At 42.8% G+C, this 14,696-nt stretch carries 11 protein-coding genes; 5 read left to right on the top strand and 6 right to left on the bottom strand.

Features of this window, described 5'->3' with window-relative positions; all coding sequences use genetic code 11:
- Positions 1–14: 14 nt before the first annotated feature.
- Positions 15–590, bottom strand: coding sequence for a flavodoxin family protein (locus WFY05_RS08460; protein WP_340112368.1), 576 nt, complete (start codon positions 588–590; stop codon positions 15–17).
- 30 nt (positions 591–620) lie between these two features.
- Positions 621–3,266, bottom strand: coding sequence for a WD40/YVTN/BNR-like repeat-containing protein (locus WFY05_RS08455; RefSeq protein ID WP_340112367.1), 2,646 nt, complete (start codon positions 3,264–3,266; stop codon positions 621–623).
- A 134-nt stretch (positions 3,267–3,400) separates the two neighbouring features.
- Here WFY05_RS08455 and WFY05_RS08450 point away from each other — a divergent pair, with 134 nt between their 5' ends.
- A complete protein-coding gene (locus tag WFY05_RS08450; RefSeq protein WP_340112366.1) occupies positions 3,401–4,075 on the top strand; it encodes a DUF6962 family protein in 675 nt (224 codons plus the stop codon).
- Between the two features lie 170 nt (positions 4,076–4,245).
- Complete coding sequence (locus WFY05_RS08445; protein ID WP_340112365.1) at positions 4,246–6,870, top strand: DUF5916 domain-containing protein; 2,625 nt, start codon at positions 4,246–4,248, stop codon at positions 6,868–6,870.
- 3 nt (positions 6,871–6,873) lie between these two features.
- Here the strand turns inward: WFY05_RS08445 and WFY05_RS08440 are convergent, their stop codons facing one another.
- A complete protein-coding gene (locus WFY05_RS08440) occupies positions 6,874–9,486 on the bottom strand; it encodes a glycoside hydrolase family 3 C-terminal domain-containing protein (RefSeq protein ID WP_340112364.1) in 2,613 nt (870 codons plus the stop codon).
- A gap of 101 nt (positions 9,487–9,587) precedes the next feature.
- On the opposite strand from WFY05_RS08440, the gene WFY05_RS08435 reads away from it, so the two are divergent.
- Together WFY05_RS08435 and WFY05_RS08430 are read left to right on the top strand one after the other, a co-directional pair.
- On the top strand, positions 9,588–10,115 hold the full coding sequence (locus WFY05_RS08435; RefSeq protein ID WP_340112363.1) for a YkgJ family cysteine cluster protein: 528 nt from the start codon (positions 9,588–9,590) through the stop codon (positions 10,113–10,115).
- A gap of 2 nt (positions 10,116–10,117) precedes the next feature.
- Entirely contained in the window at positions 10,118–10,537 is a 420-nt protein-coding gene (locus WFY05_RS08430; RefSeq protein ID WP_340112362.1) for a DsrE family protein, read from the top strand.
- Between the two features lie 73 nt (positions 10,538–10,610).
- On the opposite strand, the gene WFY05_RS08425 is transcribed toward WFY05_RS08430, so the two are convergent.
- The 3 genes from WFY05_RS08425 to WFY05_RS08415 form a co-directional block, all read right to left on the bottom strand.
- Positions 10,611–10,832 carry a DUF2795 domain-containing protein gene (locus WFY05_RS08425; RefSeq protein ID WP_038562297.1) on the bottom strand — a complete coding sequence of 74 codons (222 nt, stop codon included), beginning with the start codon at positions 10,830–10,832 and terminating at the stop codon, positions 10,611–10,613.
- Between the two features lie 92 nt (positions 10,833–10,924).
- Complete coding sequence (locus WFY05_RS08420) at positions 10,925–11,482, bottom strand: cob(I)yrinic acid a,c-diamide adenosyltransferase (protein ID WP_340112361.1); 558 nt, start codon at positions 11,480–11,482, stop codon at positions 10,925–10,927.
- Between the two features lie 81 nt (positions 11,483–11,563).
- A complete protein-coding gene (locus WFY05_RS08415) occupies positions 11,564–12,265 on the bottom strand; it encodes an ABC transporter ATP-binding protein (RefSeq protein WP_340112360.1) in 702 nt (233 codons plus the stop codon).
- A 244-nt stretch (positions 12,266–12,509) separates the two neighbouring features.
- Here WFY05_RS08415 and recG point away from each other — a divergent pair, with 244 nt between their 5' ends.
- Positions 12,510–14,612 carry an ATP-dependent DNA helicase RecG gene (gene recG, locus WFY05_RS08410; RefSeq protein ID WP_340112359.1) on the top strand — a complete coding sequence of 701 codons (2,103 nt, stop codon included), beginning with the start codon at positions 12,510–12,512 and terminating at the stop codon, positions 14,610–14,612.
- Positions 14,613–14,696 lie beyond the last annotated feature (84 nt).

Genomic DNA, 14,696 nt, shown 5'->3' with positions numbered 1-14,696 from the left:
TTGTGCGTCCAAATTTAAGTTTTCCCCGGCATCGTCTTTTTATCGGGATGCCGCTGATAATGTTCGTTTAGCGGGTGCTGATCTTTCCTGCCCTCAAAATAAACAGCCACCCATTCAGCCAGTCTTCTTCCGAGTCTTATACAGGAATCCTTTTCTTTTTCAAGTCTTGGTTCTCCGGCCTGAATAGAACCATAATGGGCCGTATACTGATGAGCGACATAGTCGGTAATACCAAAAACCAGGATTCCGAAATTCATCAAAATGGTATTCAGGGCCTGGCAGGTTAGTTCAGCTCCTCCTCCCCAGCCGCCTTGCGAACTAAAAGAACATCCCAGTTTCCCGTCAATTTTCATCCAAACAGGAATGCAATCTTCCCAGAATTTTTTCATTTCTGCAGCCACTGTTCCCAAATAAGTTGGAGATCCCAGGGCAATACCATCGCACCAAACAACATCGTCAATGCTCGCTTCACTCACTGAAAGTAAACGTATTTCATGCCCCGGAACCAGTTGCGCTCCCTGCATGACATACTCCGCCATTTTCCTGGTATTTCCATCTTTCGAATAATACAATATCAGTATTTTTCCCATAGATCGTTCTCCACCTAAAATCAAAATCTTTTACCTATAACGGTATCTCTGTCTTTCTTTTACCTCAAATTCTTTCTCAACTTCAAAGCCATCACCGGATATTGTTAGTGTATATGAACCGGCTTTAACGGCCTCCTCGTCTTTGTCCATCAAATTCCATTCAAGGTAATTCAATCCGGCTATTGCATCTTGCTTTTCAACGATGATCTCGGTCCCGTCGGCGTTGTTTATTCGCCACTCTATCTCTCCATCCGACTTTAGATAAAAAGGAGCACGCATTCCTCCGGCATTACGCATGAAATAATAACGGCCGGGAGCTGTAACATCAGGAATATCCATAATTGCCGCAGCATCATCATTATCCTTTGCTTTTGAGACCTGTTTCAACAGCCGAACATCCAGTACCCAGATACCGCGCCCGTGAGTGGCGATAACAGCCATATCGTCACGTGGATGGATTTGCAGATCATGTACATAGGTAGTGGGCAAACTTCCGGTCAGTGCATCCCAGCTTTCGCCCCTATTGGTTGAAACAAATACGCCGTAATCGGTTCCAACGTACAATATATTTTCATCTTTCGGATCTTCGCGGATTACGTTTATAGGTCCGTACGGAATATTCGCTTTAATGCTTTCCCAGTTTTGCCCGTAATCTTCCGATTTCCAGATGTAAGCGGCAAAGTCGTCATCGCGTTTGCCATTCTGAGTCATGTAAACACGGCCTTCAGCATAATTTGATGCCACCATTTGCGACACCCATTTTCGGTACGGTAATCCTTTGTTAATCTCGCTCCACTCGGTTCCGCTGTTTTTAGTTACCCATACCCGACCGTCATCGGTTCCGGCATAAATTACCCCAAACTTTAGCGGCGATTCGCTGATCGTAAAAATAGTTTGATACGGGATGTCGCCCTTCATATCCTCGTTGTTGTAGGTAAGATCGGGACTAATTCGCTCCCAGCTTTTCCCGGCGTTCATCGAACGATGTACAAACTGGGTACCGTGATATACTATACCCGGATTGTGAGGCGACAGAATAAATGGAGCCAGCCACTGACCACGAAGATTATCGACTCCTTCCGGTACCGGCGGCATTATATTTTCAGTGTTAAAGCCTTTCATCTCGGTTTTGGTAATCGTACCATAAAATCCTGCGGAATAGACTTGATTGGGATTTTCAGGATTGATAACGTGGTTGCTGCCCTCGCCTCCTGGAGCATATTCAAACTCAACGGGCGAAACGTGGTCGCGGCCACGACTTAAATCAACTGTTCCCCAGTAACTACCGTGATCCTGCACGGAGCCGTAAACTTTAAAAGGCTCTGACATATCGATGCCCACATTGAAAAACTGTACCAGGGGAAGGTTGTCATAAAATGTGCGAAAGTTTTTACCGTCGTATGAAACAGCAACGCCACCATCGTTTACGTTCACCAGATAATTCGTGTTCTCCGGATCGATCCATAAACCATGATGGTCCATGTGCATTCCGGGCAGATCATTAAAGGTTTTACCTCCGTCTTCCGAAACATTCAGGTAAAGCCCCATTACATAAATTTTTTCAGGATTAACCGGATCGACACGAATTTGCCCAAACACCCAGCCGTAAGTTCCCGACAGGTTTTCCATGTAACTGTTCTGCTCGCTTACCTGGCGCCAGTTTTCACCGCCGTCATCCGAGCGATAAACCGTTGCACCTTTTATTCTTCCACTGCTGGGGCGCCCGTAAGCATCAACATTATCACTAAATTCATCGCTATCTTCCAGCTTTTCGTAATTATCAATAAACGCATATAAAGTGCTGGGCTGAGCCTTGCACAAGTCGATTCCTATCCGCCCCCGATGTTCGGGTGCTGGTAATCCTTTATTTATCTTTTCCCATTTTTTCCCTCCATCGGTCGTTTTGTAAAGTCCGGTTTCTTTATAGTCGGATTCATTGCGTGGGTCGTTCCATTTTTTTCGAATGCGTTGCCACATACTTGCATAGATCACATCTGGATTTGACGGATCCATCACAAGGTCGTATGCTCCGGTCTTCTGATCCACATACAATATTTTTTCCCAGCTTTCGCCACCGTCGGTGGTTTTGTAAACGCCGCGTTCTTTATCGTTGGTCCATTCGTTACCTCCGGCAGCTACATATACAACATCCGAGTTTTTGGGATGAACCAGAATCCGCGCTATGGTATTGGTATTGATCAATCCCTTGTGTTCCCAGTTTTCACCTCCATCCTTCGAAACATAGACTCCGGCCCCGGCATTCGAGCTTCTAAAGATATTGGCTTCACCCGTACCGGCCCAAATCGTTTTCTGATTCTGCGGATCGAGTGCCAGATCACCAAATGCGGTCGACATTCCATGTTCAAAAACCGGTTTCCAGGTTATTCCTTCATTTTCAGTTTTCCAGATGCCTCCCGAAGCGCCGGCCACGTATATAGTATAGTTCCCGCCTTTGGGAGTAACTACCTCAACATCAGTCATTCGACCGCTGATATTAGTCGGACCAACAAACTGCCACGACAGCTGTTTATACACCGAATTATCCTTCATTTCCAGAAATTCGTTGTACCACTGTTGACGCACATCAGCCGGTGTTTTCTCGATTACTTTCTGAGCAGTAAGCGAACCAACTCCCAAAAAGAGAATAATTAGAATAAGGTAAATTCTTTTAAACATAAATTTGATTGTTAAATTTGTTGAAACGCAATTTGCTTTTAAAGCTAAATATAAAAAATAGAAATGTGAACGCTTTACAAACAAAAGTCTTGTAAAACGTGTTAGTTTACTAAACAATAAACCAGAGTATTCGCGTGGATCCCATAAATATCATTCACATAGCAGGAATTCAGATTAATGAGCCAATAGTTACCCTAACCGACCTGATGGTATCACTGGTGTGCTTTATTGCAGCCTGGAGGATCCATCGGTCAGGTAAAAAAGAAAGGGTTTTCCTGTATTTTAAACTGTATTTCCTGGTAATGGGAATTGCTACAACTTTGGGAGGCCTGATTGGTCATGCTTTTTTGTATCATTTTACGTTTTACTGGAAACTTCCCGGATGGATTACCAGTATGATCTCGATTATGTTTGTTGAACGTGCGGCTATTGAGCACACGCGTATCCAGCTGTCAAAAAAGATTGTTAAAGTTCTCAGTATCGTGAATGTTATCGAGTTTCTTACTTTTTTAACTCTGACAATCGTTACGCTTAATTTCTTTTTTGTTGAATTCCACTCAGGTTACGGATTGATGTTTGTTGTTTTATCACTCGAAGGATTCCTTTTTATCAAAACAAAAAACAACGGAAGTAAATTCATGCTTGTAGGGGTGTTTTTTGCAGCCGTTGCCGCCATGTTTTTTATGAACAAAATATCGCCGCACCAGTGGTTTAATTATTTAGCAGTGAGTCATACATTTATGGCCATTGCAGCCTTCTTTTTCTACCTTGGCGCCAGTAGAATCGACATGTCTCCCGGCACGAAATAATTGACAATTAATCTTTACGGGATTGCTTTAAATTCGCGAGATTTATTTAAGGTGATTATCTCAAAATTTATATTTCGACAACTTCGAAGCGCTTTATTTGAATTGATTACAAATTACCCTGAAGGTGTAACACCGGTGCGACATTTCAGTCATATATTAAAACCATTTTTATGAGACTAGCGTTTGTTGCCGTTTTGTTACTGTGCACATACTTTGTGTCTGCCCAGGAAAAACGCACTTACACAGCATCAACATCCGAAAACCTATCGATTAACGTAAACGGAAAACTCGATGAACCTGAGTGGCAAAATGTTGCCCGATGGGACAATGATTTCATTCAGCACGAGCCAGTTGAAGGTGATCCTCCCACACGCCAAACCGAATTTGCCATTCTTTACGATGCCAACAACATTTATGTAGCTATCAGGGCTTTCGACGATCCCGACAGTATTTCTATGCGCATGTCGAGAAGGGACCAACTTGAGGGAGATTTGGTGGGCATTGCATTTGACTCTTATTTTGATAAAAGAACACACTTTTTCTTTATCCTATCGGCTGCCGGAGTGCGATCGGATAACGTGGCAAGCAACGACGGCAACAACGAAGATTATACCTGGGATCCGATATGGATGGCTAAAACCGAAATTACTTCGAATGGTTGGACAGCGGAAATGCAGATCCCGCTTACACAACTCCGATTCAAAGAAAGCGAAGAACAGGTTTGGGGAATGAATGTATTCCGCTATATTTTCCGGGAAGATGAACTCTCGACCTGGCAGTACATGAAACGCGAAACAGCCGGATTTACATCACAATTTGGCATTTTGAGAGGAATTAAGGATATCAAGCCGAAAAACTCGCTAAACGTAACGCCTTATGCCGTAGCACGAACCGAGCGCTTTGAAAAAGAACCTGATAATCCCTTTCTGAATTCAGGGAAAAACAATGCCTTCGATGCCGGTCTGGATGCCAAGATCGGATTGACGAATAACATGACGATGGACCTAACTGTCAATCCTGATTTTGGACAGGTTGAAGCCGATCCGTCGGAAGTAAACCTGAGCACTTACGAAACTTTTTTTGAGGAAAAAAGGCCGTTTTTTATTGAAGGGAAAAATATCCTTTCCTACAGCCTTTCTTTTGGCGATGGTGATCTGGCAGCCAATAACCTGTTCTATTCTCGTCGGATTGGAAGACGCCCGCATTACTGGCCTGATTACGATGACGATGAATACCTCGATCAACCCGATTTTACCCGAATTATTGGAGCAGCTAAAATTAGTGGGAAGACTTCTGATGGCTGGTCATTCGGGGTGCTGGAAAGCGTAACGGCCAGAGAAACTGCCGAAATTGACGGCATAAACGGGAAACGCAGGCAATCGGTTGAACCTCTGACTAATTACCTCGTAGGCCGCATTCAAAAGGATTTTAACGAAGGAAATACTTATCTGGGAGGTATAGTAACCGCCGTAAACCGATCGATCAACGATGAGTACCTGGAGTTCCTGCACAAAAGTGCTTACACAGGCGGGATTGACTTTGTACATAAATGGAACGATAAAAAATGGCTGTTAGACGCAGGATTATACTTTAGCCGTGTGGCAGGCACCGAAGAAGCTATATTGAATACCCAAACCATGTATTCGCGCACGTATCAACGGCCCGATGCCGATTATGTGCACCTCGATTCCACCCGGACTTCACTGAGCGGATATGGAGGTAAATTTACTTTTGGAAAAGTTGGTGGTCGTTTCCAGGCTGCCGGTATTTTTAACTGGAAATCACCGGGTCTGGAGATCAACGATGTGGGTTTTACTCCCGAAGTTGATGAAGCGATGCAGATACTTTGGATGGGATATCGGTGGTATGAGCCGGTATCGATATTCAGAAGCGCTAATATTAACTTCAATGAATGGACGGTTTACGATTTTGGCGGGAACCTGGTAAATGTTGGCGGCAACGTGAACGGGCATGCACAATTTAAGAACTTTTGGAGCGCTTTTTCAAGTATCAACTGGGACGGCGAAACGCTTTCGCACTCCATGTTAAGAGGTGGTCCTTCGATGAAAATAACGGGTAGTACCGGATTTTACGCCGGTTTATTCTCTAATCCGCAGAAGAAGTTCACGTATGGAATTGATGGCGGCGCCAACTTCAGCAAACAAAAAGGATATAAATCAAATAAAAGTTTTGAACTGGAATTTGGATACCGACCGATTGAAGCTCTGAAGATTGAAATATCGCCTGAATTTTCGATCAACGACAATAAACTTCAATATGTTACGCAAGAAGATTATTCAAATGATACCCGTTACATTCTGAGCACCATCTATCGGAAAACTTTTGCCACTTCCATTCGCCTGAACTACAACATCACACCGGATTTGACGATTCAGTTTTGGGGACAGCCTTTTGTGGCCACCGGAGACTATCACGATTATAAATACGTTACCGACAGTAAAGCTTCGAACATTGACGACCGCTACCAACTATACACCGATCAGCAAATTACGTTTGATGCCGATGCCGAGATGTACCGGATTGACGAGAACATGGATGGTTCGACGGATTATGCCTTTGACAAGCCTGATTTTAACGTTCGCGAATTTTTATCGAACCTCGTGCTGCGCTGGGAGTATCGCCCGGGATCGATTGTTTACCTCGTGTGGTCGCAAAACAGAAGTGGCTTTGAAAACATAGGTCACTTCGATTTGGGCAATGATTTTAAATGCTTATTCGAAGAAGATCCGAAAAATGTTTTTCTGGTAAAATTTTCGTACCGGATCGGGCGGTAATTTTTAATTTTCCAGGAACTTATTTTCGCCGGTGAGTTTTATTGTCCCTGTCGTGTAAGCTACATTTTTAATAGGTTGTCCACCGCCCACAAATACTTTAAAGTCACCGCTTTCGATAACTCGTTTTTCTTCTTTTCCGATCATTGAAAACTGACGTGGATTGAGTATGAATTCTACCGTTTTGGTTTCACCTGCTTTAATAAATACGCGTTTAAAACCTTCCAGTTGATACTTAGGTCGCGGTGTACTGGCGATCTGGTCTTTCAGGTAAAGTTGCACTACTTCTTCTCCATCAATTTTGCCGCTGTTTTTAACCTGCACGCTCACCGTTACTTTTTCACCTGTGGTTACCGATTTAGGAAGTTGTAAATTGCTGTATTCAAACGAAGTATAGCTTAACCCGTAACCAAACGAATAAAGCGGCACGCCCGTAAAATATTTATAAGTACGGTCGGTCATGTTATAATCCTTGAATAGTGGCAACTGATCCACCGATTTATAATAGGTCACCGGTAATCTTCCGGCCGGGTTGTAATCGCCAAACAATATGTCAGCCACTGCATTTCCTCCTTCCTGACCGGAATAGCCGGCGGTGATGATCGCATCGAGGTTTTCCTGGGCCCAGTTTACGGCCAGTGCACTTCCGTTAAGCAATACAAGAATTACAGGTTTACCCGTGGCAGCAACGGCTTTCATCAGTTCGCGTTGCGTTTCAGGGAGTTTCAAATGTGTGCGGTCACCACCTTCAAAACCATCAACCTTTATTGGCATTTCTTCGCCTTCCAATCGCTGAGAAAGACCAAGCACCAAAACTACTGCATCGGCTTGTTTCGCAACTTCAACAGCTTCTTCCTGCATATCATCATCAGGCATCGACCATAGTAAGCGGGCATCACCATCGCCAAAATTATTCTTGTATTCGTACACCACTTTGTATTTCTTACCCGCTTCCATATTTACTGCCTTCTCGTGATGAAAAGCATGATGTTCAGACCTGTGTTTCAAAATCTCATCACCATCAAGCCAGATCTTCATGTCGGGCATTCCCCAGCATCCTATTTTGTAGATTCCCGTAACCGGAGGCACAATATAACCTGTCCATCTGATGCTGAAATTATCATCGTCGAGATTTGAGGCAGGAGCATGCGATTCCCAGTAAAAATCAACATTTTTATCGATGCGGGTAAATGCCGGATCGCCTTCCAACTGAGCATTTGCGAAATATTCGCCTTTAATGCCTTGTTGCCCGTTTTCAGTTTGTAAGTACGCAGAAGGAATGGCGTGCAAGTTACTAACACCTTCCGCCAGGTGACTTCCTTCGGCATAAAGAATTTCTGTATTTTTTACCTTACTCTGAAGTCCCTCGAGCACCGTAACCGGGTTTTTAGCAATACCGTTATAGTTTCCTACCAACGACTCCCAGTTGTCGGCATTTGGCCCGATAACGGCTAATTTCTTAATGTCGCTTGACAAGGGCAATGCGTTGTTTTTATTTTTTAGCAGCACAATACTTTTTTGCGCCGCTTCAAGTGCCAGTTTCGAATTCGCCTCTGAAGTATTTACCTCGAAGGGAATTTGTGCATAAGCTACATCTTTACCGGCATCGAACATTCCCAGTTTAAAACGTGCCAGGAAAAGACGTTTTACCGCCACATCAATTTCCTCTTCGTTGATCAGTCCCTGCTTAACAGCGTTCTCGAGCTTTGAATATGCCACACCGCAATTTAGGTCTGTTCCGGCTTTAACAGCGGCAGCACTTGCTTCCTCGGCATTGGCTGAATAGTTCTGAAAAGTATAGAAGTCGGAAATGGCCCAGCAGTCGGATACAACATAGCCTTTAAATCCCCATTCGTTGCGCAAAATATCAAACAATTCGGGACTTGCGCAACAGGGAACTCCCTCAAACTGATTGTAAGCCCCCATAACCGAATAAACGTTTGCATCTTTCACCAGAGTTCGAAATGCCGGCAAATAGGTTTCGCGAAGATCACGTTCGCTAACCACTGCATTAAATTCGTGACGAAGGGGCTCCGGGCCCGAATGAACCGCGTAATGTTTGGCAGTAGCAACTACTTTTAAATATTTTGGATCGTCTCCCTGCAGGCCTTTTACAAACTCACCTCCGAGTTCACCGGTCAGGTAGGGATCTTCACCATAAGTTTCGTGACCACGCCCCCATCTCGGATCTCGGAAAATATTGATGTTTGGCGACCAAAATGTCAATCCCTGGTACATACCATGTTTCCCTCTGCGCACAAAATCGTGGTGTTTGGCGCGTGCTTCGTCTGATATTGCGGTGGCAACACGGTTCATAAGATCTGAGTCCCAGGAAGCTGCAATACTTATCGATTGCGGAAATACAGTAGCGTAACCTGCCCTGGCCACACCGTGCAAGCATTCGTTCCACCAATTGTATTCAGGAACCTGCAGACGCTCAATAGCCGGCGAGGTGTAAACCATTTGTCCCACTTTTTCTGCAAGTGTCATCTGCGACACCAAAATATCTACTCGCTCTTCGAATGGCAAGTTTGGATCGAGAAAATCGAAGTTTTCCTCCTGTGCATAAATTCCATTGGCGAAGAGGAAAAAGCTTAGTAGTATAAGTAGTTTGTTCATTTTATGTCTGATTTAACTGTTCTGCTCTATTCTGACAAAAATAATATTTTGAAAATGTTATTTTATTTTTTTAATGTAATTTAATCGAAAATAAAAAGTGTATGCAAGAATCAATTAAACAATACAAAAGAATCAGGGACAAAGTTGACACCCTGTCAGGGAAGCTGGAAGCAGAACACCAAAAACATCTATCGTGCAAAATGGGTTGCGATCTTTGTTGCATGGATTACAGCATTCTGCCGCTTGAATATTACAGCATCCGTGATGCACTAAAAGCGAGAAACTTAGTTCCGGAGTTGCCATCTGTAAACAAACCGGGCTCTTGTGTTTTTTTGAAAGACCACAAGTGTACGATATACGACGAACGCCCTGTTATATGCAGAACACATGGTCTGCCACTACTTTTTATGGGCGAAGACGATAACTGGGAATTATCGGCTTGTGAGCTAAATTTCAATAACTTCGACTTTGCTGATTTTACAAATGAAAACACTTTTCCTCAAGACAGAATAAACAGTGAATTATTTATGGCTAACGAAACTTTTGTTCAGGAATTTGATGAGAAAAAATACGATGAATTCGATCTTATTCCCATCAGAATTCTGGCAGAGGAAATCAAAACAAAATAATTATGAGAACTACTATTCTAATTTTATTCGCTCTCATTTCGTTTAACGGAGTGTTTGCACAAAACGAAACAAAAATGGATGACAACTCAAACAAACTGGCTGTTCTCTGGACAAGCGGCGATCCGGATGTTGCTGAGAAAATGGTTTTTATGTATACACTAAATGCCAAGAAACAAGGATGGTTCGACGAAGTTGTTCTTATTATATGGGGACCGTCGGCAAAATTGTCGGTTGAGAACAAAATGATTGGTGACTATATTAAACGCATGCAGGAAGCGGGAGTGAAAACGGAAGCGTGCTATTATTGCGCACAAATGTACAATGTTCACGAAAAGCTTGCCGAAATGGGTGTGGATGTAAAAGGGATGGGAATACCTTTATCGGACTACCTTAAAGACGGCTGGAAAGTACTGAGTTTGTAAAGGTCAACGAAACCGTATTAATAAAAAAGCACCCATTAACAATGGATGCTTTTTATATGATGTTTTAAATCTACTAATACTCGTCTTCGTTAAAAAAGAAATCGTCTTTGCTCGGATAGTCGGGCCAGATGTCTTCAATGCTTTCGTACATTTCACCTTCATCCTCAATCTCCTGCAGGTTTTCAATTACTTCCAGCGGAGCACCTGAACGAATTGCATAATCTATAAGTTCATCTTTTGTTGCCGGCCAGGGTGCATCTTCCAATTTCGATGCCAGTTCCAGAGTCCAATACATGTGTCAATAATTTACGTGGTTAAACTCGTCTTTTAAATTGTCGCGAATATAACAAAAAAACGATACTAAAAAACTTTAGTGGAAAATTTTTATTAATACTCCCAACGAGTTTCATCAACACTACGCCGAAGCCCTGAAATGCGGGCCAGTACAAAGAGAAAATCGGAAAGACGGTTAATGTATTTTATCAATTCGGCTTGTACCTTTTCGTTTTCGGCAAATTCTACGATTCGTCGTTCGGCTCTCCGGCAAATCGTGCGTGCCACATGACATTGAGCCACAAGTAAATCGCCACCCGGAAGAATAAAATTTTTGAGCTCGGGAAGCTCCTTTTCAAACTGATCAATGGCGTTCTCTAAAAAGTCGATATCTTCTGTTTTAATGGCCAGGTTTGCAGTAAACTCCTCCCCTTTTTCATCGGAAGCTAAACGCGATCCTATATTGAAAAGTTTATTCTGAATGCGAATCAGTATATCTTTTATATCTTCCTCCACATCAAAAGATCTTAGCAAACCAATGGCTGCATTCAATTCGTCAACTGTGCCATAAGCCTCCAAACGTAAATCGTATTTTTTTACCCGGCTTCCACCAACCAGACCGGTAGTACCATCATCACCGGTTTTCGTATAAATTTTAATTTCCTTCGCCATAATCTTTTCTAGTAAAAAATCCCGGCAACCAATGTTGCCGGGATCGTATCAACATATACTCCAATCTACCCTTCAATAAGGTTAATAGATTGGATTTTCGTTAATCGTATCTGAATCAATCTCGCCGTCTTTCAAACGGATTATGCGGTGCGCGTGTTTTGCAATGTCTTCTTCGTGAGTAACCATTACCAGTGTATTTCCCTTTCTGTGAATATCCGCGAACAGCTTCATAATTTCTTCGGAGATCTTTGAATCGAGGTTTCCGGTTGGCTCGTCGGCCAACAGCAACGATGGTTTGTTAACCAATGCCCGCGCAATTGCAACACGCTGACGCTGACCACCCGACAACTCATTGGGGCGGTGCGTCATTCGGTCCTCCAAACCAACATCAACCAGCGTTGCCTCGGCACGTTTCAGTCTTTCGTTTTTCCGCATCCCTGCATATACCAACGGCAACATTACGTTTTCCAATGCCGAATTTCGGGGCAACAAATTAAATACCTGGAATATAAATCCGATTTCTGAATTTCTGATATCAGCCAACTCATCATCAGAAAGACTGCTGACATCTTTTCCGTTTAAAACATATTTTCCGCTGGTAGGTGTGTCGAGGCATCCGATAAGGTTCATCAAGGTAGATTTTCCGGAACCTGATGCTCCCATAATGGCCACATATTCGCCTTTGTGGATATCTAAGGAAACAGAACGTAAGGCTCTTACCCCCTGGGTACCAACCTTATAATTCTTGACAATGTCTTTAATTTCAATCACTTTATCGTTCATGGACTTTCGGTTTTTGTTTTCTGTTTTCAATTCTGACGTCTAAAGATATATACTCTGTTTCAAATTTTCGAATAAATATATCTATTCTTTTGTTATGTTGAACATGCTTCTTTACTGTTTTTATGAACTTTAAACGGTCAATTCCGTAGCTTAAGTATTTTTCACAAACAGATTTCAACATTCGGTTCATTAAATGAACCGTCTGCTGGCAAGGTTAAACAGCCGAAAAATTTATCTTTGTTTTATGTCGGATTTTCTCGATCAGGATATAAAGTTTTTACCGGGAGTAGGCCCAAAACGTGCCGAAATTTTAAAGAAGGAGTTGAACGTTTTCACTTTCAGCGACCTCATTTATTATTACCCGTATAAATACATCGACCGGACTAAGTTTTACAAAATCTCGGAAATTCATGCGCAAATGCCTTACATACAGGTGAAAGGTGTAATCCGGTCAGTTGAAACTATTGGCACCGGCCCAAAACAACGTTTAAGCGCACGTTTTTCCGACAATACAGGTAGTATTGAATTGGTGTGGTTCAGGGCCGTAAAATGGCAAAAAGAAAACCTGAAACTGAATATGGAATACATCCTGTTTGGAAAGCCGGCTGAATTTGGCGGGAAGATCAGTGTTGTTCATCCCGAACTGGAAACGGAGCAGGAAAAGCAGTTGAAACCCTCGGGACTTTTTCAGGGGTATTACAATACCACCGAAAACATGAAGAAGAAATACCTCAACTCAAAAGCCATAAACAAACTGCAGTTGACTCTGCTCAGCCTTGCCCGGGGAAAGATAAAGGAAACACTTCCTGAAACATTGGTTACTAAAATGAAACTGATGAGCCTTGAAGACGCTCTGACAAATATTCATAAACCAGAAAATACCATTTTATTGAAAAAGGCCCGATTCCGTTTAAAATTCGAAGAACTGTTCTTTATTCAGTTGAAAATTCTGGCATTAAAACATAATCGGGAGCAAAAGTTTAAGGGATTTCGTTTTGAAAATGTGGGCTATAACTTTAATACTTTTTACAAGGACTTTTTGCCGTTTAGTCTCACCGGTGCCCAGAAAAAAGTAATTAAAGAGATCAGAAAGGATGTGAACCGAAACCTGCAAATGAATCGACTGTTGCAGGGAGATGTGGGGAGTGGAAAAACACTGGTTGCACTGATGACAATGTTACTTGCTCTGGACAATGGTTATCAGAGTTGTTTGATGGCACCTACTGAAATTCTGGCTCAACAACATTTTCAATCGGTGACAAAGTTTCTGAACGGAATGAATGTAAAGGTTGGGCTTTTAACGGGCTCCACAAAAAAAAGCGAGCGACAGAATCTGCACGCAGCTTTACAATCGGGCGAAATGTCGGTTATCATTGGAACGCATGCCTTGATTGAAGATACGGTGGTTTTTGAAAAACTTGGCCTTGTGGTGATCGACGAGCAGCACCGTTTTGGTGTAGCTCAACGCGCAAAACTGTGGAAGAAAAACAACCTTATTCCTCCTCATATTTTAGTGATGACTGCCACTCCTATTCCGAGAACATTGGCCATGACCGTTTATGGTGATCTTGATGTTTCGGTGATCGATGAACTGCCACCCGGACGCAAGCCTATTCAAACCATGCATTTTTACGAGAACCGCAGAAATCAACTTTATAATTTTCTGATACAACAAATTGATAAAGGAACTCAGGTTTATGTGGTTTATCCTTTGATTTCGGAATCGGAAAAAATGGACCTTAAGGACCTTGAAAAAGGATTCCGCCATTTGTCGGAAGTATTTCCCGCTTACAAACTAAGCATGGTACACGGAAAAATGAAACCGGTGATTAAGGAGAATGCCATGCAAAAATTTAAAAATGGTGAAACACAAATAATGGTCGCAACTACAGTAATCGAAGTGGGTGTTGATGTGCCAAATGCGGCTGTAATGGTGATCGAAAGTGCCGAACGCTTTGGTCTGTCGCAATTACACCAGTTGCGTGGCCGGGTTGGTCGTGGAGCGGAACAGTCGTTCTGTATTTTAATGTCGTCGTATAAATTAAGTAACGAAAGCCGAAAACGTTTGGAAACCATGGTGCGCACGAACGATGGCTTTGAGATTGCTGAAGTAGACATGAAATTACGTGGCCCCGGCGACATGGAAGGCACACAACAGAGTGGCATGGGATTCGATTTGAAAATTGCCAACCTTAGCAAAGACGGTGAGATTCTGCAAATGGCCCGAAATGTTGCAAACGACATTCTCGACGATGATCCTTACCTGCAGAATGACCAAAACCGTTTGCTGTTAAAAAACCTGCTTTCCGCAAAAGAAACAGGTTTCGACTGGAGTTCTATCAGTTAATAATGCGAATTGTCCTCATTGTATACAAAAACAGGATGAAGTATTTGTCCTCCATCCTGCTTTTCATTGTTTCAAATGTTGCTC

The organism is Maribellus mangrovi (genome assembly GCF_037646455.1).
Classification (GTDB): domain Bacteria; phylum Bacteroidota; class Bacteroidia; order Bacteroidales; family Prolixibacteraceae; genus Draconibacterium; species Draconibacterium mangrovi_A.
This window is presented reverse-complemented; position numbering and strand designations above follow the sequence as displayed.